The organism is Lentzea sp. NPDC055074 (assembly GCF_053608005.1).
The window spans coordinates 360,534-380,523 of sequence record NZ_JBSGUQ010000004.1; the positions used below are offsets into that span (position 1 = coordinate 360,534).

20 protein-coding genes are annotated in these 19,990 nt (G+C 69.5%); 10 read left to right on the forward strand and 10 right to left on the reverse strand.

Translation table 11 applies throughout. The annotated features are described in order from the left end of the window. Positions 1 to 8: 8 nt before the first annotated feature. The gene (locus tag ACWF7A_RS12150) at positions 9 to 2,075 is read left to right on the forward strand and encodes a hypothetical protein (protein WP_452250469.1); all 2,067 of its coding nucleotides are present in this window, start codon (positions 9 to 11) and stop codon (positions 2,073 to 2,075) included. Here the strand turns inward: ACWF7A_RS12150 and ACWF7A_RS12155 are convergent. Continuing rightward, positions 2,026 to 3,429, reverse strand: a complete 1,404-nt coding sequence (locus ACWF7A_RS12155; protein ID WP_452250470.1) for a M20/M25/M40 family metallo-hydrolase — start codon at positions 3,427 to 3,429, stop codon at positions 2,026 to 2,028. The two genes, ACWF7A_RS12150 and ACWF7A_RS12155, sit on opposite strands and share 50 nt — an antisense overlap. 370 nt (positions 3,430 to 3,799) lie before the next feature. On the opposite strand from ACWF7A_RS12155, the gene pdhA reads away from it, so the two are divergent. Genes pdhA through ACWF7A_RS12170 form a run of 3 tightly spaced genes read left to right on the forward strand, consistent with a single transcriptional unit; the run spans position 3,800 to position 7,421 of the window. Next, on the forward strand, positions 3,800 to 4,996 hold the full coding sequence (pdhA, locus tag ACWF7A_RS12160) for a pyruvate dehydrogenase (acetyl-transferring) E1 component subunit alpha (protein WP_452250471.1): 1,197 nt from the start codon (positions 3,800 to 3,802) through the stop codon (positions 4,994 to 4,996). Further along, the gene (locus tag ACWF7A_RS12165; protein WP_452250472.1) at positions 4,996 to 6,021 is read left to right on the forward strand and encodes an alpha-ketoacid dehydrogenase subunit beta; all 1,026 of its coding nucleotides are present in this window, start codon (positions 4,996 to 4,998) and stop codon (positions 6,019 to 6,021) included. Before pdhA ends, ACWF7A_RS12165 begins: the two co-directional genes overlap by 1 nt. Before the next feature lie 14 nt (positions 6,022 to 6,035). Next, entirely contained in the window at positions 6,036 to 7,421 is a 1,386-nt protein-coding gene (locus tag ACWF7A_RS12170; RefSeq protein WP_452250473.1) for a dihydrolipoamide acetyltransferase family protein, read from the forward strand. Positions 7,422 to 7,488: 67 nt separating this feature from the next. Here the strand turns inward: ACWF7A_RS12170 and ACWF7A_RS12175 are convergent, their stop codons facing one another. Next, on the reverse strand, positions 7,489 to 7,905 hold the full coding sequence (locus ACWF7A_RS12175; protein ID WP_452250474.1) for a hypothetical protein: 417 nt from the start codon (positions 7,903 to 7,905) through the stop codon (positions 7,489 to 7,491). 274 nt (positions 7,906 to 8,179) lie between these two features. Here ACWF7A_RS12175 and ACWF7A_RS12180 point away from each other — a divergent pair, with 274 nt between their 5' ends. Together ACWF7A_RS12180 and ACWF7A_RS12185 are read left to right on the forward strand one after the other, a co-directional pair. Beyond that, on the forward strand, positions 8,180 to 9,100 hold the full coding sequence (locus ACWF7A_RS12180) for a helix-turn-helix domain-containing protein (protein ID WP_452250475.1): 921 nt from the start codon (positions 8,180 to 8,182) through the stop codon (positions 9,098 to 9,100). Positions 9,101 to 9,169: 69 nt separating this feature from the next. After that, positions 9,170 to 9,496 (forward strand): hypothetical protein, encoded by a 327-nt coding sequence (locus ACWF7A_RS12185; protein WP_452250476.1) that lies wholly within the window; start codon positions 9,170 to 9,172, stop codon positions 9,494 to 9,496. An 89-nt stretch (positions 9,497 to 9,585) separates the two neighbouring features. Here the strand turns inward: ACWF7A_RS12185 and ACWF7A_RS12190 are convergent, their stop codons facing one another. The 3 genes from ACWF7A_RS12190 to ACWF7A_RS12200 form a co-directional block, all read right to left on the reverse strand. Further along, positions 9,586 to 10,743, reverse strand: coding sequence for an acyltransferase family protein (locus tag ACWF7A_RS12190; protein WP_452250477.1), 1,158 nt, complete (start codon positions 10,741 to 10,743; stop codon positions 9,586 to 9,588). Between the two features lie 105 nt (positions 10,744 to 10,848). Next, positions 10,849 to 12,063 (reverse strand): acyl-CoA dehydrogenase family protein, encoded by a 1,215-nt coding sequence (locus ACWF7A_RS12195; protein WP_452250478.1) that lies wholly within the window; start codon positions 12,061 to 12,063, stop codon positions 10,849 to 10,851. 10 nt (positions 12,064 to 12,073) lie between these two features. Next, entirely contained in the window at positions 12,074 to 12,703 is a 630-nt protein-coding gene (locus ACWF7A_RS12200; RefSeq protein WP_452250479.1) for an SCP2 sterol-binding domain-containing protein, read from the reverse strand. A gap of 101 nt (positions 12,704 to 12,804) precedes the next feature. Here ACWF7A_RS12200 and ACWF7A_RS12205 point away from each other — a divergent pair, with 101 nt between their 5' ends. After that, positions 12,805 to 13,440 (forward strand): TetR/AcrR family transcriptional regulator, encoded by a 636-nt coding sequence (locus tag ACWF7A_RS12205; RefSeq protein WP_191297787.1) that lies wholly within the window; start codon positions 12,805 to 12,807, stop codon positions 13,438 to 13,440. Here the strand turns inward: ACWF7A_RS12205 and ACWF7A_RS12210 are convergent. Further along, a complete protein-coding gene (locus ACWF7A_RS12210) occupies positions 13,429 to 14,199 on the reverse strand; it encodes a MaoC family dehydratase (protein ID WP_452250480.1) in 771 nt (256 codons plus the stop codon). The two genes, ACWF7A_RS12205 and ACWF7A_RS12210, sit on opposite strands and share 12 nt — an antisense overlap. Next, the gene (locus ACWF7A_RS12215) at positions 14,199 to 15,434 is read right to left on the reverse strand and encodes a 3-oxoacyl-ACP reductase (RefSeq protein WP_452250481.1); all 1,236 of its coding nucleotides are present in this window, start codon (positions 15,432 to 15,434) and stop codon (positions 14,199 to 14,201) included. Before ACWF7A_RS12215 ends, ACWF7A_RS12210 begins: the two co-directional genes overlap by 1 nt. A 53-nt stretch (positions 15,435 to 15,487) precedes the next feature. Here ACWF7A_RS12215 and ACWF7A_RS12220 point away from each other — a divergent pair, with 53 nt between their 5' ends. Both ACWF7A_RS12220 and ACWF7A_RS12225 read left to right on the forward strand, forming a co-directional pair. Beyond that, a complete protein-coding gene (locus ACWF7A_RS12220) occupies positions 15,488 to 16,693 on the forward strand; it encodes an acetyl-CoA C-acetyltransferase (protein ID WP_452250482.1) in 1,206 nt (401 codons plus the stop codon). 76 nt (positions 16,694 to 16,769) lie between these two features. Beyond that, complete coding sequence (locus ACWF7A_RS12225) at positions 16,770 to 17,030, forward strand: hypothetical protein (protein ID WP_452250483.1); 261 nt, start codon at positions 16,770 to 16,772, stop codon at positions 17,028 to 17,030. Here ACWF7A_RS12225 and ACWF7A_RS12230 read toward each other — a convergent pair. The 3 genes from ACWF7A_RS12230 to ACWF7A_RS12240 form a co-directional block, all read right to left on the reverse strand. Further along, entirely contained in the window at positions 17,017 to 17,697 is a 681-nt protein-coding gene (locus ACWF7A_RS12230) for a S1 family peptidase (RefSeq protein ID WP_452250484.1), read from the reverse strand. The genes ACWF7A_RS12225 and ACWF7A_RS12230 overlap by 14 nt on opposite strands. Before the next feature lie 87 nt (positions 17,698 to 17,784). Beyond that, positions 17,785 to 17,964, reverse strand: a complete 180-nt coding sequence (locus tag ACWF7A_RS12235) for a hypothetical protein (protein ID WP_452250485.1) — start codon at positions 17,962 to 17,964, stop codon at positions 17,785 to 17,787. Next, positions 17,964 to 18,578 carry an SIMPL domain-containing protein gene (locus ACWF7A_RS12240; protein WP_452250486.1) on the reverse strand — a complete coding sequence of 205 codons (615 nt, stop codon included), beginning with the start codon at positions 18,576 to 18,578 and terminating at the stop codon, positions 17,964 to 17,966. Before ACWF7A_RS12240 ends, ACWF7A_RS12235 begins: the two co-directional genes overlap by 1 nt. A gap of 154 nt (positions 18,579 to 18,732) precedes the next feature. On the opposite strand from ACWF7A_RS12240, the gene ACWF7A_RS12245 reads away from it, so the two are divergent. Next, positions 18,733 to 19,926 (forward strand): ATP-binding protein, encoded by a 1,194-nt coding sequence (locus tag ACWF7A_RS12245; protein WP_191297794.1) that lies wholly within the window; start codon positions 18,733 to 18,735, stop codon positions 19,924 to 19,926. The last annotated feature ends 64 nt before the right edge of the window (positions 19,927 to 19,990 follow it).

Consider the following 19,990-nt stretch of genomic DNA (forward strand, 5'->3'; position numbering starts at 1 on the left):
ATGCACGGATGACCGAGGACGAGGTCTTCGAGCAGGCCGTGGAGACGGCACTGCGGCCGGGCGAGCACGGGGAACCGCCTGGTGATCCCGAGGCGTTGCGGGCGGTGCTGCGGGACGCCAAGCCGTGGATCGTCGCTTCGGCGCGTGCCCAGCACGACCGCTACGCGGAGCTCAGCGTCGAGACCGTGCGCGCACGCTCGGTGGTTCGTTCCGCGAAGAAGCATCCGTTCCTCTGGCGTTTCCTCGTGCTCTTCGTGATTCCGCTGACCGAGAGCGTGCTGGTGCGGCTGGTGTTCAAGTACGGGGTCAACGGCAACCCCGCACTGCCCCTGGTCAGCTACACGGTGGCCGCCGCCGGAATCGCCGCGGTCGTGCTCGGGGTTTCGTACCTGGGCGTGGTCGGCAGGACGATCGCGTGGTTCTGCGGGGTTCTGGCGCTGGGCGGGGTCACCCTCCTCGCGCTCGCCGCGAACGTCGTCGCGCTGGTCGTGGGCCCCTGGCCCTGGTTGTTCGCCACCTTTCCGCTCGGCGTCGGGCTCGTCTGGGTCGGAGGCTTGCTGATCGAAGCCCTCAACGTCCTCCTGCCACCGGCGATGCTCGCCGCCAAGTCCGCTGCGGCGAACCGGGCGCTCGTGGAATGGCGGTCCGCGATGGTGAACGCCGGCGTGCTGCCCGCGCTGCGAGCCGAGCTGGGCGGCACCCGGATCGTGCCCGGCACCGAGCTGAGGTTCAACGACGCGCGGAACCTGCACCGGGGCGGGTCGCTGATCAGCCACCAGCCGGTGCCGGCGGGCAGGGAGCTGGCCGAGCTGGTCGACTCCCTCGACGGCGGCAGCTTCGCGCTCGCGGGACCGCGCGGTTCCGGCAAGACCAACCTGCTGAGGGCCTTCTGCCAGGGCGCCTACCGCCGGCAGGGCCAGGCCGCGGACCTGACCGTGCTGGTCGCGGCACCGGTCGACTACGTCCCGCGCGAGTTCGTGCTGCACCTCTACGCGCAGGCCTGCCACGCGGTGCTCGCCCACCTCCGCGACACCGCTCCCTCGGTCCTCCGGCGCCGCTGGTGGGCCCGGCCCGACCAACGGCGCCTGCTGGCGAGGTCGGCGCAGCGCGGTCTCCGCGACATCGCGTACGTCCAGACCGTCACCGGGGAGACGAGCGGCAAGTTCGGGTTCCGGGGTGCCGAGCTGGCCTACAAGCGCGCGACCAGCCTGGCGGGCCGCCCGCCGACCTATCCCGAGGTGGTGGACGACTTCCGCGAGTTCGTCCGCACCGTCGCCCGCACGCTGGACCCGGTGCGCGTGGTGATCGCCATCGACGAGATCGACCGCATCGGTGCGGGAGAGCCCGCCCGCAGGTTCCTCAACGAGATCAAGGCCGTGTTCGACGTGCCCGGCTGCTACTACCTGATGTCGGTGTCCACCGAGGCCCAGCACGACTTCGAGCTCGCCGGCATGGGGCTGCGCAGCGTCTTCGACAGCTCGTTCGACGAGGTCGTCCGGGTCGACTACCTGGACTTCCAGCTCGCCCGCGGTCTGATCAGCAGGTCGGTCGACGGGCTGCCCGAGGTGTTCGTGGCGCTCGCCTACGCGTTCTCCGGGGGACTCGCCCGGCAGCTCACCCGCTCGGCCCGCGCGATCGTGCGGCAGCCGCGGGGCACCTCACTGGTGGACGTGGCCGAGAAGCTGATCACCGACGAGCTGGACAGGGTGTGCAAGACGACGAGCGACGCGCTGACGGCGTTGGACGACCGCGACGGCGTGACGAAACTGCTGCGCGTGCTCGTCGATCCGGACCCGGACCTGCACGTTCTGCGCGAACGCGTGCAGGCCTCCTACGCGAAGGAGCACACCGCGATCGGTGATCTCGCGGACAGGGCGGCGGCACGGATCGCGTTCCTCGCCGCCGTCCGCGACCACTTCACGAACGACCTGGCCGAGGTCGTCCCCGCGCAGGTCGACGCACTCGCGAGAGCGCGTCGCTACGCGGGGAGCAACCCGGCCACAGGTCTGGCGTTGCTGGAGGAGTTCAGCTCTGCTTCGACTGCGCGTCCAGCACCAGGGCGATCGCCTCGGTGACGCGGGCCGCGTGCGCCAGGTGCAGCCACTCGTCCGGCACGTGGCAGTTCGAGTCCGGCCCGATCACACCGGTCACCACGAACTGCGCCTCCGGGTACGCCTCGTGCAGCAACCCCATGAACGGGATCGACCCGCCGAGCGACACCGTCCGCCACGGCGCCCCGAAGATCTCCTTGCCGGCCTCGTCCAGCACGGCCGACAGCCACGGAGCCAGCTCGGGCGCGTTCCAGCCGTCGGCCGACTCGACGCGGGAGAGCTCCACGGTCGCGTTGTAGGGCACGTCGGTGGTGAGCTTCGCGCGCACCGCCTCCAGAGCCGCCTCGGCCGAGGCGGTCGGCGGCAGGCGGAACGACAGGACGAGAGAGGTGAACGGCCGCAGTACGTTGCCCGCGTCGTCCGGCAGCGGCAGGCCCTCGGCGCCGGTGACGGACAGGGTCGGCCGCCAGCCGGAGTTCAGCGCCAGCTCGACCTCGTCGGAGGACATCGGCTGCAGGTCGCCGACGCGCGGGACCGGGTCCCACAGCGCGCCCGGCGCGGCCTCGACGGCCTCGCGGACCTCGGCCAGCCGTCCCGCCGGGATCTCGACGTGCATCTCCGGCACGAGGATCTCGCCGGTCTCCGAGTCCTCGATCCGGTCCAGCAGCTGCCGCGCGATCCGGAACGACGACGGCACGATGCCCGACGCCATGCCGGAGTGCAGACCGCCGTCGAGCACTCGCACGGTGGCCGTGACCTGCACGAGCCCGCGCAGCGACGTCGTCAGCCACATGCGGTCGTAGTCGGAGCCGCCCGAGTCGAGGCACACGACCAGGGCGACGCGGCCCAGCTGTGAGGAGAGGTGCTCCAGGTACGCCGGCAGGTCGGGCGAGCCCGACTCCTCGCCGGTCTCCAGCAGCACGACGCAACGGGCGTGTGAGCCACCCGCCGCGCGCACGGCCTCGATCGCGGCGATTGCGGCATATCCGGAATAGCCGTCATCGGCCGCGCCACGACCGTAGAGACGTCCGTCACGCAGCACCGGGGTCCACGGACCGAGGCCTTCGCCCCAACCGCCCACCGGCGGCTGCTTGTCCAGGTGTCCGTAGAGCAACACGGTGTCGTCGCCCGAGTTGCCGGACGCGGGGACGTCGACCACCAGCAGCGGGGTTCGTCCCGCCAGTTGGACGACTTCGAGCGTCGCTCCGGGCAGGTCGCGTGACTCGATCCAGAGCCGCACGTGCTCGATCGCGGCGGCCAACTCTCCGTGTTCTTCCCAGGCGGGATCGAACGCGGGCGAGATCGCCGGCACGGCGACGAGCTGAGACAGGCTCGGGACGATGTCGTCGTCCCAGAGCGCCCTGACAGTGCTGGTCACAACTGAGCGGTCCACCTCTCGATCCTGTCACGACTCCGCCTCCGCTCGCGTCCGTAGCCTCTATCCCTGAGACCTCGAGCTAAGTTAACGATCGGTAACCGGGACAGCGACGTCCGGTAGTCGGACGGCCTAGTCGGAGGACAAAAGGTCGAACTTCCGACTGTTGTCGCTGATCAGAACGTTGACTCGTGTGTTACGAAGTGGGACGGGTCTCACCAACTCGGGTGAGGCCGTGTCAGGATGTGGTCGTAAGCCACCGTCACCGTCGACGGCTGCCTCCGGCCCCACAGGGTTGGCGGCGACCGCCGACGTCGCCGCACGAGGTCGTCACGAGCGATCAGGCGGTCGGAGAAGACAGAGGAGAAGGCGCATGTCGTCCCCTGAGCAATGGACGCACCCTGAGCCGGATGCAGCGCCGGCCGCCACTGCCGCAAAACCGACAGCGGAACAGGTGATCGCAGGCTTGCGAGCGACAGACGAGGGCGGTGCCGACCTGGTCCAGCTCCTCACTCCGGAGGGTGAGCGGGTCCAGCACCCCGACTTCGACATCGACATCACGGCGGAGGAGCTGCGCGGTCTGTACCGCGACATGGTCCTGATCCGCCGGGTCGACCGCGAGGCGAACGCCCTGCAGCGCAAGGGCCAGCTCGGCATCTGGGTGCCGTTGCTCGGTCAGGAGGCCGCGCAGATCGGTGCCGGTCGCGCGATGCGCCAGACCGACATGGCGTTCCCGAGCTACCGCGAGCACGGCATCGCGTGGACGCGCGGGATCAACCCGACGGAGCTGCTCGGCATCTTCCGCGGCACGGACCAGGGCACCTGGGACCCGGTCGAGAAGCGCTTCCACCCGTACACGATCGTCATCGGCAACCAGGTCCTCAACGCGGCCGGCTACGCGATGGGCCAGAAGTTCGACGGCAAGGTCGGCGACGACGAGGGAGAAGCCACCATGTGCTTCTTCGGCGACGGCGCGACCAGCCAGGGTGACGTGCACGAGGGCTTCGTGTGGGCCGCGGTCTACGACGCGCCGCTCGTCTTCTTCTGCCAGAACAACCAGTGGGCCATCTCCGAGCCCACCGAACGCCAGTCGCGCCTGCCGCTGTACCAGCGCGCCCGCGGCTACGGCTTCCCCGGCATCCGCGTCGACGGCAACGACGTCCTCGCGACGCTCGCCGTGACGAAGTGGGCGCTGGACGAGTGCCGCCACGGCAACGGCCCGATCCTGATCGAGGCGTTCACCTACCGGATGGACGCGCACACCACCTCCGACGACCCGACGCGCTACCGCCTGTCGGACGAGCTCGAGATGTGGAAGCTCAAGGACCCGATCGAGCGCGTGAAGGTCTACCTGGTCCGCCAGCAGTGGGCCGACCACGAGTTCTTCGAGGGCGTCGAGGCCGACGCCGACAAGCTGGGCGAGGAGCTGCGGGAGTTCTGCACGAACATGCCCGACCCGCCCGCTGAACGGATCTTCAGCAACGTGTACGCCGAGGGCAGCCCCGTCCTCGACGCGCAGCGCGACGAATTCCTCGACTACGTCTCGGGTTTTGCTGGAGGTGAGCACTGATGGCTGCTCCGACCATGGACCGTTCCACAGCCGCTGCCCCGGCGTCCCCGGTGCAGACGCTCACGATCTCCAAGGCTCTGAACATGGGCTTGCGGGCGGCCATGGAGGCCAACCCCAAGGTCATCATGATGGGCGAGGACATCGGCAAGCTCGGCGGCGTCTTCCGCATCACCGACGGTCTGCAGAAGGACTTCGGTGAGCAGCGCGTGCTCGACACGCCGCTCGCGGAGTCCGGCATCATCGGCACGGCCGTCGGCCTCGCGATCCGCGGCTACCGCCCGGTGTGCGAGATCCAGTTCGACGGCTTCATCTTCCCGGGCTTCGACCAGATCGTGTCGCAGGTCGCGAAGCTGCACTACCGCACCCAGGGCAAGATCAAGCTGCCCATCGTGATCCGCGTGCCGTTCGGCGGCGGCATCGGTGCGGTCGAGCACCACTCGGAGTCCCCGGAGTCGTACTTCGCGCACACCGCCGGCCTCAAGGTCGTCTCGTGCTCGAACCCGGCCGACGCGTACTGGATGATCCAGCAGGCGATCGACAGCGACGACCCGGTGCTGTTCTTCGAGCCGAAGCGCCGCTACTACGAGAAGGGCGAGGTCGACACCACGGCCCAGCCCGGCAAGCTCTTCGAGTCGCGCGTGCTGCGTCAGGGCACGGACGCGACTCTCGTGGCGTACGGCCCGATGGTCCGCACGTCGCTGGACGCCGCCGCGGCCGCCGCGGAGGACGGGACCTCGCTGGAGGTCATCGACCTGCGCACGCTGTCGCCGCTCGACCTTGCGCCGGTCTACGACTCGGTGCGCCGCACCGGCCGTCTGATCGTCGTGTCCGAGGCGCCGTCCGAGTCCTCGATCAGCAGCGAGATTGCAGCCAAGGTCCAGCAGGAGTGCTTCTACTCCTTGCAGGCACCGGTGCTGCGGGTGACCGGTTTCGACACCCCGTACCCGCCGTCGAAGCTCGAGGAGGAGTTCCTCCCCGACCTCGACCGGGTGCTGCACGCCGTCGACCGCTCTCTCGCCTGGTAAGGGGACAACCGGAAATGCCGCAGTTCAAGCAGTTCCCCTTGCCCGACACGGCAGAGGGGCTGACCGAGGCCGACATCCTCACCTGGCACGTCAAGCCCGGTGACACCGTCACGGTCAACCAGATCATCGTCGAGATCGAGACGGCCAAGGCCGCCGTCGAGCTGCCGTGCCCGTGGGCCGGCGTCGTGACGGAGCTCCTCGCGGAGCCCGGTCAGACCGTCGAGGTCGGCGTCCCGATCATCACGATCGACACCGACCCCGGTGGCGCGGCCGCACCCGCTCCCGTCGCTGCTCCGGCAGAGGCGAACGGCACCTCGTCCGGCAAGATCGGCGAGGAGATGCCGGGCGGGCGCATCGCGACGCTCGTCGGCTACGGCCCGAAGTCCGGTGCCGCGAAGCGCCGTGCCCGCAAGGACTCCGCGCCCGCCGCCGCTCCGGCCGCGGCCGTCGTGGCCCCGCCCGCTCCTGCTCCCGTCGTGGCGCCCCCGGCTCCGGTCGCGGTCGCTGCTCCCGTGCAGACGCCCGGTGGGTACGTGCCGCTGGCCAAGCCGCCGGTGCGCAAGCTGGCCAAGGACCTCGGCGTCGACCTGCACGCGCTCACGGGCTCGGGCCCGAACGGCGTGATCACGCGGGAGGACGTCGAGACCGCGGTGGCGGCCCCGGCCGCCGCTCCGGCAGCATCGTCCTATGTGGACAACGGCACGCGTGAACGCCGGGTGCCCATCAAGGGCGTCCGCAAGGCGACCGCGCAGGCGATGGTGGACAGCGCGTTCACCGCACCGCACGTCACCGAGTTCCTGACGGTCGACGTCACCCCGATGATGGAACTGCGCGCACGCCTGAAGAACGCGCCGGAGTTCCGCGGCGTGAAGCTGACGCCTCTCGCGTTCTGCGCGAAGGCGATCGTCCTCGCGGCCCGCCGCACGCCCGACGTCAACGCGACGTGGGACGCGGCGGCGAACGAGATCGTCTACAAGGACTACGTCCACCTGGGCATCGCGGCCGCCACGCCGCGCGGCCTGGTGGTGCCGAAGGTCCGCGACGCCGACCGGATGTCGTTGAAGGAACTGGCGATCGCGCTCGACGAGCTCGCCACCGTCGCCCGCGAGGGCAAGACGGCGCCGGCCGACATGATGAACGGCACCATCACGATCACCAACGTCGGCGTCTTCGGCGTCGACACCGGCACGCCGATCCTCAACCCCGGCGAGTCCGCGATCCTCGCCCTGGGCGCGATCCGCGACATGCCGTGGGTGGTCGACGGTGAGATCAAGATCCGCAAGATCTGCCAGCTCGCGCTGTCGTTCGACCACCGCGTGGTGGACGGGCAGCAGGGTTCGCAGTTCCTGGCCGACGTCGGCGCGTTGCTGGCCGAGCCGGGCATCGCGATGACCTACTGAGGTAGTTCGCCGAGGGGCCCTCGTCCGCGTGAAGCGGGCGAGGGCCCCTTTGTTCTCGCGGTGTCTCCTACTGGAACGCGGCCTGGACGGCTTCCAGTCGCAGGCCACGGCCCGTGGTGCCGAGGGTGGTGACGACGCCTGCCGCCTTGCCGTCCTCGCCCGTCCAGCCGATGTCCTGCACGTGGGCCTCCGCGCACAGGCCACGGGCGCCGTTGCTGAACGAGAGCGCCTCGACCCGCCTGTTCAGACCGGTCGTCCCGACCTCCGGGGTCAGGCCGTCCGGCAGGCACTTCTCGGCATCCCAGCCCTGGTCCTGGACGTGCGCCCGCACGCAGGTCAGGCCACCGGTGTTGTAGGCGGTGACGCGGACGGCCTCGAGCCTGCGGTCCTGACCGGTCGAGCCCGCGAAGGCCCAGTCACCATCGTTGTCGCAGTTCAGAGGCTGCCGGCCGACGTCCTGGACGTGGCCGCTGAAGCACAGCACCGGAGCCGGTGGCTCAGCGCTCGCCGGTGCTGCCCGAACAGGCCGGCGGCGACGACGCCTCCGACGACAAGTCTCACTGCACGCGATGAACCGCGCATTCGTTCCCCAAATGTGGCCGGCGCACACCGAAGAGACCTTCGACGAAGGTCGCGAAATCGATGATTGCCCCCAGGCGATACCGACGCGGTCAGGCTTCCGCAAGGCGGTCGCGATCGCCACCCGTTCGGATGTTCAGGTTGACCCTCCAGCAACTGGAGGGTTCACAGTAGGTCTCGTGACGCGCTACCAGATCGGCGAGCTGGCCAGGATGACCGGACTCACCGTCCGCACCATCAGGTTCTACTCCGACTCGGGCCTCATCCCGCCCGTGGACAGGACCACCGGCGGCTACCGCACCTACGACACCGACGCGGTGGCGAGGCTGAAGCTCGTCCGCACGCTCAGAGACCTGGGCGTGGACCTGCCGACCGCCGGCAAGGTGCTGGCCCGTGAGGTGTCGGTGACCGACGTGGCGCGTGCACACGCAGACGCGATCGACGCGCAGATGAAGACGTTGCGGCTCAGGCGAGCCGTGCTGCGCGCCGTCGCCAAGGGAGGGGAGATGGAACTGATGAACGAGTTGGCACGCATGTCGGACGAGGAGCGCCAGCGCATCCTCGACGACTTCTTCGAGGAGGTGTTCGGGCCCTACGAGCTGGACCCGCAGTTCGAGCAGCACATGCGGTCCGTGCGGATCGAGCTGCCGGACGACCCGTCGACCGAGCAGCTGGAAGCGTGGGTCGAGCTCGCGAAGCTCGTGCAGGACCCGGACTTCCGCGCGGCCGTGAAGCGGATGTCCCAGCAGCACGAGCAAAAGCGCCGTGAGGGCGCTGACCTCAGCCCGCCCCAGGGCGACCAGATGGAGGCGTTCAACTTCGCGATCGCCCAGGCCCGTGAGGCACTCGACGCCGGCGTCGCGCCGGAGTCCGCCGAGGCCCGCAGGGTCGTGGAACGCGTGAACGCCAACTGGGCGCAGGCGCTGGGCCTGCCGAACGACGAGACACTCGTCGCGAGGCTCCGGGAGCTGTCGGACTTCGCGGACCCGCGGGCCGAGCGGTACTGGGTCCTGATCGCGAAGGTCAACGGCTGGCCCGCCATGCCGGACCACTCACGCGAGCGCGAATGGCTGCGCGAAGCCGGCCAGCCCTTCGGCTAGACCTCTGAGATCCTGCGGGAACCAGCTGGGCGCCCAGCTCGTTCTCGTGGCAACGAAGGGGGAATCGTCATGTCTGCTCTGTTCGAGATCCTGGGGAGCGTGCTCGGCGAGGCTTTCGGTCCGTCCGACGTGGACCACACGCGGGGCGACGCGGACGTCTTCCTGGACGGTGAGTGGCAGGAAGGTGAGCTGTACCTCGGGCCCACCAAGATCATCTGGGACGAGCGGATCATCTTCAGCGACGCCGAAGGTCGCGTCGAGCAGATCATCGACCAGGACCCGCCGCACCCGAACTTCGTGGTGCTGCACTTCCGCCGCCCGCACGACACCGTGCTGCTCGCCGTGCACCACCGCGAGCTCGAGCGCATCGGCACGGTCCTGACCCTACCGCTCTGAGGACGACCTGGACTTCTACCGAGCCACAACCGAACACAGCGAGTCTTCGGACGGCCCGCCGGCGCAGGGGAACGGCGGGCCACTGCACCTCAGGCGTTGACCGGGACCGGCGGAACTTCCTTGGTCGGCGGGTTGACCGGCTCGGGCTTCTTCGAACGGCGCGCGATGATGCGGCGGCCCAGCTCGATGGCCGGGTGCTCGACCCAGCGGTAGACCACGTCGGCCAGCAGCAACGACACCAGCGTCACCACGAGCGCGGTCAACGTCCCGTAGACGGCGAACCGCGGCAGCAGCCCGGCCACCATGAAGCCCGCGATGCCCTGGAACAGGTACAGCGAGTAGGACCGGTCACCGACGAACCGCGCCGGCGCGGTCGACAGCACCCACGTCACCGGGTTGCGGTTCATGAGCGACACGATCAGCATCGCCGTCAGCACCGCATAACCGAGCAGCAGCACCACCGCGTTGCCCGTGGAGTGCCACAACGTCTCCATGTTCACGTGCAGCACCGCGAACCCGACCATCGCGAACGGCGCGATCAGCGGGTGCGTCAACGGCTGCACGAACGCGTAGAGGCGCTTGCTGTTCATGACGATCGCCAGCAACGCACCGACCAGCAGCACCACGTAGTGCACCGACGACGTGTAGAGCGCGCTCATCGAGTAGTTCGTGTACCAACCGCCGGTCAACGGGATGAGGGCGACGAGCACGGCCATGGCACCCACCGCGATGTAGACGCGACGACGTGCCGCGGCCACACCGGCGACGACCATCAAAGCCGGCCACACGAGGTAGAACTTCTGCTCGATGCCGAGCGTCCACGACCCGGAGAAGTAGTCGTTGGGCGCGCCCGCCATGCCCGCCGGCAGGAACTCGTTCATGAACGGCAGGTAGTACTTCAGCGTCTCCGGGTACCGGATCGTGAAGAAGTCGCCGCGCAGGTAGAAGAACGCCATGATGAAGGCGAAGATCACGAAGTACGGCGGCATGATCCGGAAGACGCGCCGGATGTAGAAGTTCTTGAGCGAGATCCGGCCCTTGAGGTCCTGTTCGCGCAGCAGCAGCGTGGTGATCAGGAAGCCCGAGAGCACGAAGAACAGGTAGACCCCGACCCAGCCGGAGAGCCACTTCCACTCGGCACCGCCGAAGTGGAAGACGACGACGATCACGGCCGCGAACGCCCGCAGGCCGTCGAGTGCGGGGAACCGCCGCATCTCCATGAACTCGGCATGGGTCAACGTGCGCACGACGCTCCTCCAAGGTGGGGTCGCCCAGACCACCGGGGCGTCGAGCACGGTACCAAACGCCCCTGATGGCGGGCCGGGGCGCACAACCCGGCCCGCTCCAAGGCATTACCTGATCTGCATCCCGGAGATCATCCGCGACACGACGAGCCGCTGGATCTCCGAGGTCCCCTCGAAGATGGTGAAGATCTTGGCGTCCCGGTGCATCCGCTCAACGGGGTGATCGCGGGTGTACCCCGCCCCACCCAGGATGTGGATCGCCCGCTCCGTCGCCCACACCGACACCTCGGACGCCTTGAGCTTCGACATCGACCCCTCGCCCGCGGTGAACGGGACGTTGTTGCGCCCCATCCAGGCCGCCCGCCACACCAGCAGCCGCGACGCGTCGATCTCCATCCGCATGTTCGCCAGGTCGAACGCGATCGACTGGTTCTCGATGATCTTGCGCCCGAACGCCTCGCGGTCCTTCGCGTACTCCAGCGCGTAGTCGTAGGCGGCGCGGGCGACGCCCACGGCCATCGCGCCCACGGTCGGACGCGTGGTCTCGAACGTGGCCATCGCCGCCTGGCCGCCGGCCTTCAGTCCCTCGCGGGCACGCGCGAGACGAGCCTCGAGACGCTCACGACCACCCAGCACGCATCGGCCGGGCACCCGCACGTCGTCCAGGAACACGTCGGCCGTGTGCGAGGCGCGCATGCCGTGCTTCTTGATCTTGCCCGGCGACGACAGCCCCGGCGTCCCGGGCGGGACGATGAAGCCCGCCTGGCCGCGCGAGCCCAGGGCAGGATCGACCACGGCGGTGACGACGTGCACGTTCGCGATGCCGCCGTTGGTGGCCCACGCCTTCTGGCCGTTCAGCACCCACTCGTCGGTGGCCTCGTCGTAACGGGCGCGCGTGCGGTAGCCGGCCACGTCGGAGCCCGCCTGGGGTTCGGAGGCGCAGAAGGCGGCGAGCTTCGGGTCGCTCTCGTCGCCGAAGCACTCCGGCACCCACTCGGCCAGCTGTTCCGGTTCGCCGCCCGCGAAGATGCCCGCCACGGCCAGACCGGTGCCCATCAGCGACAACGCGATGCCCGCGTCACCCCAGAAGAGCTCCTCGGTGGCGATGGGCAGGGAGAGGCCGATGGGGTCGGCGAACCAGGTGGCGAGGGACTCGAAGCCGTAGAGGCCGATCTTCGCCGCCTCCTGGATCACCGGCCACGGTGTCTCCTCGCGCTCGTCCCACTCGGAGGCCGCCGGCCTGATGACGTCGCGAGCGAAGCCGTGCACCCAGTCGCGCAGGTCCGTCTGGTCTTCGTTCAGCTCGAGCGAGAAGCCACCCACAAGAAGTCTCCTAAGCCTTCGGGATGTTGAACAGGCTCATGAACCCGGCCGCGAACCCCAGGTCGCCCTTCACCTTCAGCTTGCCCGTCATGAACAGCACGGGGGCGGAGGCGTTGCCGGTCGCGAGCTTCAGGAAGTCGGCGGGCGTGAGCGTCACGATGGCACGGGCCTCGCGCGTCACGCCCTTGTTGATCGTGCACTGAGCGTCTTCGATGATCGCCTCGTAGACGTCTTCCAGCACGTGGAAGTGGACGACGGCACGAGTGGCGCCCGCCCGGTCCGCGCGGAAGTGGACCTCCATGCGCCGGAACACCTCGTCCAGCACGCGCACGCGCAGCGCGGGATCGGCGACCACGGCCTCGATCTGGTCCTTCGAGGCACGCGAGATGATGCGGGCGAAGTTGGACGGGTCCATCTTCGACAGGTCGAGGTCGGCGCCGCCGTCGGCCAGTGCGCCCAGAGCGTTGAGCAACGCGGCGAAGTCGTCGCGGCCGAGCTTCTTCGGGTCGATGCCGCGGGCGATGACGTCGATGTCCACCTCGGCCAGCGCCGGGTCGTCCGGCGTGATCTGCTGCAACGTGCTGATCAGTTCGGCCGGGCTGAGCTTCGCGATCGCCTCGGTCGTGAGGTCGAGCGTCATTGACACACCTCCTGGTACCTACTCGCGAGTAAGACTACTCACCAGTAGATAGAGCGGCAACTCGATCGGATAATCTTGCTGCTCCGAACTGAGGGGTAGTGATGCGCACAGAAGGTCGAGCCAAGCGCTTGCCACGCGCGGTGCGTGAGCGGCAGATCATGGATGCCGCTGTCGACGTGTTCTCGCGGCTCGGCTTCCACTCGGCCTCCATGGACGAGATCTCCGAGGTCGCGGGCATCTCCAAGCCCATGCTCTACGCCTACCTCGGCTCGAAGGAGGAGCTGTTCGCGACGTGCATCCGGCGCGAGGCCACGCGGATGATGGAGGCCATCGCGACGGGCGTCGAGCCCGACCAGGAACCCGACGTGCAGCTGTGGAGCGGCCTGCGGGCGTTCTTCGGGTTCGTCGGGGAGAACCGGGCGAGCTGGATGGTGCTGCACCGGCAGGCGTCCAACCAGGGCGGGCCGTTCGCGGTCGAGCTCATGGACATGCGGGCACGTGCGGTGTCACTGGTCGCGGCGCTGCTCACCCAGTCGACGAAGGCGCCTGCCACGAAGCTCGAGGCCGAGTCGCTGGCCGCGGCGCTGGTCGGGGCCGGTGAGTCGCTCGCGGACTGGTGGCTGGACCACCCCGAGGAACCCGCCGGCGTCGTCGCGGCACGCCTCATGAACCTCGTCTGGATGGGCTTCGGCGACCTGGTCGACGGCAACGTCTGGCATCCACCGTCACGTCGCTAGATCCTGGACTGACCCGACCAGGTGGGGCCCCTTGCCCCAGACGGCGAACTCCCAGCCACCAACACCCTCCGAAGCCGAGAACTCGACACGAGCGGGGATGAGCAACGGCTTCTTGAAGCGGACGTCGACCGTGACGGCCTCGGGAAGCCGTCCCTCCAGCGCGGCCAGGCAGCGCGCCTTCGTCCACATCCCGTGCGCGATCGCGCGCCGGAACCCGAAGAGCTTGGCGCTCAACGGGTGCAGGTGGATCGGGTTGCGGTCGCCGGACGCCGCGCCGTAGCGCCGTCCGATGTCCGCGGGCACCTTCCACACCGCCGAGCCGACCGGCCGCTCGAGCTCACCCGCGCCCGACGAGCCTCCCGAGCGCCGCAGATAGGTCGAAACCCCTTCCCAGACACCGGAGACCGACGTCACCACGTCGACCTGCGTGCCCTGCGGATGAGGCCGCAGGTCGCGCGCGGACACCGTGATCTCCACCGGCTCGTCCAGCGCCAACGGACGCGACTGCGTGATCCGGTTCGCGACGTGCACGAGTCCCGGCAACGGAAACGGGAACCCGGCGCCCGACATCAGCTTCATCTGCAACGGAAACCCGAGCACGTGCGGGTACGTCAACGGCAACGCGTCGCGCAGCCCGAACCCGCACACCGCGTTGTACGCCGCGAGGTGCTTCAGCGACACGTCGACCGAAGCGGAGACCGGTCGGGCGGCAAGTGTTTCCCCGCGCCGGAACGACGTCAGGGCGGCACGCAGCAGCATCAGGCCCCCAGCAGCATCTGGCCGCACACCCGCACGACGTTGCCGTTCACGCCACCCGAGCCCGGCGACGCGAACCACGCCACGGTCTCCGCGACGTCAGAAGGCAACCCGCCCTGCGACAGGCTGTTCATCCGCCGCCCGACCTCGCGCGTCGCGAACGGCACCGCCGCGGTCATCTTGGTCTCGATGAAACCGGGCGCCACGGCGTTGATCGTGGCGCCGCGAGCAGCGAGAACGGGCGCGAGCGTCTGCACCATCCCGATCACGCCGGCCTTCGAGGTGGCGTAGTTGGTCTGGCCGACGTTGCCCGCGATGCCGGCGATCGACGACACCCCGACGATCCGTCCGCCGTCACGCAGCACGTCGCCGTCCAGCAGTGCGGAGTTGATCCGTTCCTGGCAGGCGAGGTTGACCTCCAGCACCGAGTCCCACTGCGAGGAGTCCATGCGCGCCAACGTCTTGTCCCGCGTGATGCCCGCGTTGTGCACGACGACGTCGACGCCGCCGTGCCGTTCCGTCAGGTACGAGGTCAGCCGGGCGGGGTCGCCGGTGATGTCGAGCTGCAACGCCGACCCGCCGACGGCGTTCGCGACCTTCGACAGGTCGTCCCCGGCAGCGGGGACGTCGAGGCACACCACGTGGGCGCCGTCGCGGGCCAACGCCGTCGCGATCGCCTCGCCGATGCCCCGCGAAGCGCCCGTGACCAGGGCGACCTTGCCGTCCAGCGTGCCGGTCGCCGCAGCCGAGGACACGTGAACGACCTGCCCGGACACGTACGCGGACCGTCCGGACAGCAGGAACCGCAGCGTCGACTCGACCCCGTCCTCGGCTCCGTCCGTCACGTACACCAGGTTCGCCGTGCCGCCGCGGCGCAGCTCCTTGCCGACCGACCGCACGAAGCCTTCGAGGGCCCGTTGCGCGATGGAGTCCGGTGACCGCCCGAGCACGACCACCCGTCCGCACGGCCCGAGCTGGGTGATCGCGGGGTGGAAGAAGTCGTGCAGCTGCTTGAGGTCGCCGACCGACGAGATCTCCGACGCGTCGAACACCAGCGCGCCGTACGGGGCGGTGCCTGTTTCCAGCTGCTTCAGAAAGGGCAGCCGGGTGGCGCCACCGACCAGCACCGGTGTGGCGAGCGCGGCGTCCCGACGGAGTGGATACGGGTTCGGCAGGCCGAGCCTGCGCACGAGCTGACGGCCGAGCCCTGACGTCGCGAACTTCTGGTACCTGTCCACGTCACACAACCTACTCGCTAGTAAGTCTACCCGCTAGTAGGTAGTATGGCGGCATGCGAGTAGCGATCATCGGCGGCAACCGCATCCCGTTCGCCCGCTCGAACGGCCCGTACGCCACCGCCTCGAACCAGGACATGTTCACGGCGGTGCTGGACGGCCTGGTCAGCCGCTTCGGCCTGCAGGGCGAGCGGCTCGGCGAGGTGGTCGCGGGAGCCGTCCTCAAGCACTCGCGCGACTTCAACCTCGTCCGCGAGTCGGTCCTCGGCAGCAGGCTCAGCCCCCAGACCCCCGCCTACGACCTGCAGCAGGCGTGCGGCACCGGCCTGCAGGCGATCATCGCCGTGGCCAACAAGATCGCGCTCGGCCAGATCGAGGCGGGCATCGCGGGCGGCGTCGACACCACCAGCGACGCCCCGATCGGCGTCAACGAGAACTTCCGCAAGCTCCTGCTGGAGTTCAACCGCACCCGCAAGGTCGGCCTCCTCACGAAGCTGCGCCCCAGCCACGTCGTCCCGCACCTGCCGCGCAACGGCGAACCGCGCACCGGCATGTCCATGGGCGAGCACGCCGCCATCACCGCGGCGCGGTACGAGATCACCCGCGAGGACCAGGACGACCTGACCGCGCGCAGCCACCAGAACCTCGCCCGCGCCTACGACGAGGGCTTTTTCGACGACCTCGTCACCCCGTACCTCGGCCTGACCCGCGACCAGAACCTCCGCCCGGACAGCACCGCCGAGAAGCTCGCGAAGCTCAAGCCGGTCTTCGGTGACACGATGACCGCCGGCAACTCGACCCCGCTCTCCGACGGCGCCTCCGCGGTCCTGCTGGCCACCGAGGAGTGGGCGGCGGCGCGCAAGCTCCCGGTCCTCGCCTACCTGACGTTCGCCGAGACCGCCGCCGTCGACTACGTGCACGGCGACGAGGGCCTGCTCATGGCACCCGTGCACGCCGCACCGCGCATGCTCGACAAGGCCGGCCTCACGTTGCAGGACTTCGACTTCTACGAGGTGCACGAGGCGTTCGCGTCGCAGGTGCTCGCGACGCTGAAGGCCTGGGAGAAGGAGCTCGGCGAGATCGACAGGTCCAGGCTGAACGTCAACGGCTCGTCGCTCGCGGCGGGCCACCCGTTCGCCGCCACGGGTGCGCGGATCGTGGCGACGCTGGCGAAGTTGTTGCACCAGCGGGGAAGTGGACGCGGATTCGTGTCCATTTGCGCCGCCGGAGGTCAAGGGATCACGGCGATTCTGGAACGGTGACGCACTTAGTCTTGCCGAACACGACAGTCCCTCATGCACACTCACAGTGTCGTTTCACGGCGACACTGGGGGTGGGATGCAGGACCTGCAGGTTGATCCCGAGAGAGACCCGGTGCTGGCGCGCGCACTCGTCGGCACCCTCCGTGACGAGTGGCGCCCCGCGGCCGACGCGATGCGGTCGGCCCGCGAGTGGGAGCGCCGCGCCTACATCACGTTGACGCTGGCCGCGGCGGCCAAGCGACGCGTCGAGTGGCTCAAGAACTGGCTCAAGGCACGCCCGGACGACCTCGACGCCGCCGCGGTGCACCACGCGATGGAGTCGCTCAACGACCACTAGCGATCGTGCTGTCGATCCACGCCTGATGCGGCGCCACGGCGGTGTAGACGGTCCAGCCTTCGCCGCCGCACGGTCCGATGGGGCCACGGCTGGTCACCGCGACGACCTTGCCGTCGACGACCGCGGGTGTGCCCGAGTCGCCGTGGCACGCGGCCGCGTCCACGGACTGCTTCACGCAGATCTCGTCGTCCCCGCCGCACTGGCCCAGCACCTCGGTGTCGAGCTGCTTGAGCGACCGAGGCGAGACCGGGGACGACTGCGCGTCCATGCCCCAGCCGAGCAGTCGGATCGGCCCGGACGCGGGCATCGGACCGACGGTCGCCGGTGCCTCCAGAACGGGGTTCTGAAGCTCGATCAGGCCGATGTCGCCGTAGTCGCCCTTGTGCACGTTCGCGACGGCGACGACCGTGCCGCCCTCCAACCGATCGTTCGAGCCGACGCGGATCGGCGTGCCGGCCGCGACCGTTCCGAGGCAGTGCTCGGCCGTCACGACCCACCGCGACGCGATCAGCCCGCCACCGCAGCCGTGGCCGTTCTCGTCGTGTCCCAGATCGGCGATCCACGTGTGCCTCTCGGTCGCCGTCTCGCCGCCGATGATCGCGTGCGCCGGCGCAACGGACGCCATCGTCGCCGCCCCGACCACCATGCCGATCAACAAGTTCCGCATGGAGTGGAACGCTAGGTACGCGGGCTGTCACCGCGGATCACGCTGGGGCATGATCCGCGCGTCAGACCTCAGGACTACGAGCCCCGGTCACACTGCTCCACCGGACGAGGACGAGTTGTCGTAGGTGCCGTTCGGCCTGGCGCGGTACTGGTAGCGCCCTTCCTGGCGCCCGCGCCGCGCCCGGCGGCCGAGTAGGAGCAGCGTCGTGAAGACCGCCAGGAACAGCAACACCACTCCGCCGATTCCCAGAACCAGCGCGGTCTCCATCAGTCGAGCAACGACCAGGCGGCGGTGCAGGACGCCGACACCGTGATCTGCTGCGCCTTCAGGTTCAGCTGGTCGACCATCCCGGCGGGCCCGGCCATCTCGAACGACGCCGCGCCGCTCATCATCCGCGGCTGGTAGTGCGCGCCGCCCTCTGTGTCACCGATGCGCAGCAACGGCCCGAGCCGCCGCCCCAGCGCCGATGCGTAGCCCTCAGCGCGTCGCAGTGCGTCGGCCACGGCCTCCTTCTGCGCCTCACGGATGGCCTCGGTGTCGTCGACGAGCGTCCACGACGGTCCGTTGATCCAGGACGGCTCGGCCTGCACGAGCTCGGCGAGCAGCGCGTCGAGGCGGTCGAGATCCTTCACCCAGATCACGTACTGCTGCGACGCCCGGCTGCCCACCCGCTGGTTGTTGTCCCAGTTGTCGTGCGCGGACAGCTGCCGCGACCGCACCTCGAACTCCTCGAGCAGCGGCTCGACGGCGGAGATGCGCTGGTTGAGCGTGCTCACCGCCTCGGAGCGTTCGGCGCCGAGAGCCTCGAACGTCACGTCGACCTGCGCGCGGTCGGCGGTGCGCTCGACCTCGCCTGTCCCCTTCGTCACGACTTCAGCCACGTGAGCCAGCCAACCGGCACCGGCCACCATCCGCAACTATTCAGCTCTATTGCTCAATCACTAGATAAACGTAGACAGTGGCATCCGGCCGCACTTCGAGCTTGGTCTGCGCGTCTCTAAGGCCAGCGCTAGAAACGCGGATACGGTGCGAGCCATGGACCCGGTGCGCAACCCGTTCGCTCCCGGTGCAGGCCAGCGGCCTCCTGAGCTCGCCGGCCGGGACAAAGAGGTCGGTGCGTTCGAGGTGGTGCTCGAACGCGTGGCCCGCGGCCGTCCCGAACGCAGCCTCGTGCTGACCGGGCTGCGGGGCGTCGGCAAGACCGTGCTGCTCGGCGAGCTGCGGTCGATGGCCGTCAAACGCGGCTGGGGCGCGGGCAAGGTCGAGGCCAGGCCCGACGCCGACCTGCGCAGGCCGCTGTCGGCCGCGTTGCACCGGGCGATCCGCGATCTCGCGGTCCGGCACCGCGCGCCGGACCGGGTCGAGGCGATCCTCGGCATCCTGAAGGCGTTCGCCCTGAGGGCCGCCCCGGACGGCGCCAAGCTGCGCGACCGCTGGCAGCCCGGCATCGACGTCCCGGCCGCTTCGGGACGGGCGGACTCCGGCGACATCGAGATCGACCTGGTCGAGCTGTTCACCGACGTCGCCGAGCTCGCGCAGGACGTCGGCACGGGCGTCGCGCTGCTCATCGACGAGATGCAGGACCTGAAGCCGGACGACATCAGCGCGTTGTGCGCGGCCTGCCACGAGCTCTCGCAGATCGGCGCGCCGCTGGTGGTCGTCGGCGCCGGTCTGCCGCACCTGCCGGCCGTGCTCAGCGCCAGCAAGTCGTACTCGGAACGCCTCTTCCGCTACGTCCGCATCGACCGCCTCAGCCGCGAGGACGCCGACCGCGCCGTGCTGGCCCCGGTCGAACGCGAGGACGCGGGCATCACCGACGAGGCGCTCGACGCCCTCTTCGACGCGTCCGGCGGCTACCCGTACTTCATCCAGGCCTACGGCAAGGCCGCCTGGGACGCCGCTCCGGCCGACCCGATCACCGCGCTGGACGTCTCGGTGGCCGCTCCGGAGGCCGACGCGGAGCTGGCCGTGGGCTTCTTCGGGTCCCGATACGAGCGTGCGACGCCCGCTGAACGCGAGTATCTCCGGTCGATGGCCGAGTTGACCGACGGAAAGGATGCGGGGGTCAACACCGCCCAGGTGGCCGACCACCTCGGCCGCAAGCCCTCGTCGTTGTCGCCCGCGCGGGACTCGCTCATCAAGAAAGGCCTGGTCTACAGCGCGGAACGGGGTCAGATCGCCTTCACCGTGCCGCACTTCGGGCGGTTCCTGCTCGGCCGCGAGGAGTGACCCGGCGCACCCCGGCGTTGTCCGGCCGTTCACGTTGTCGGCCGATGATTCATCGGCATGTGCC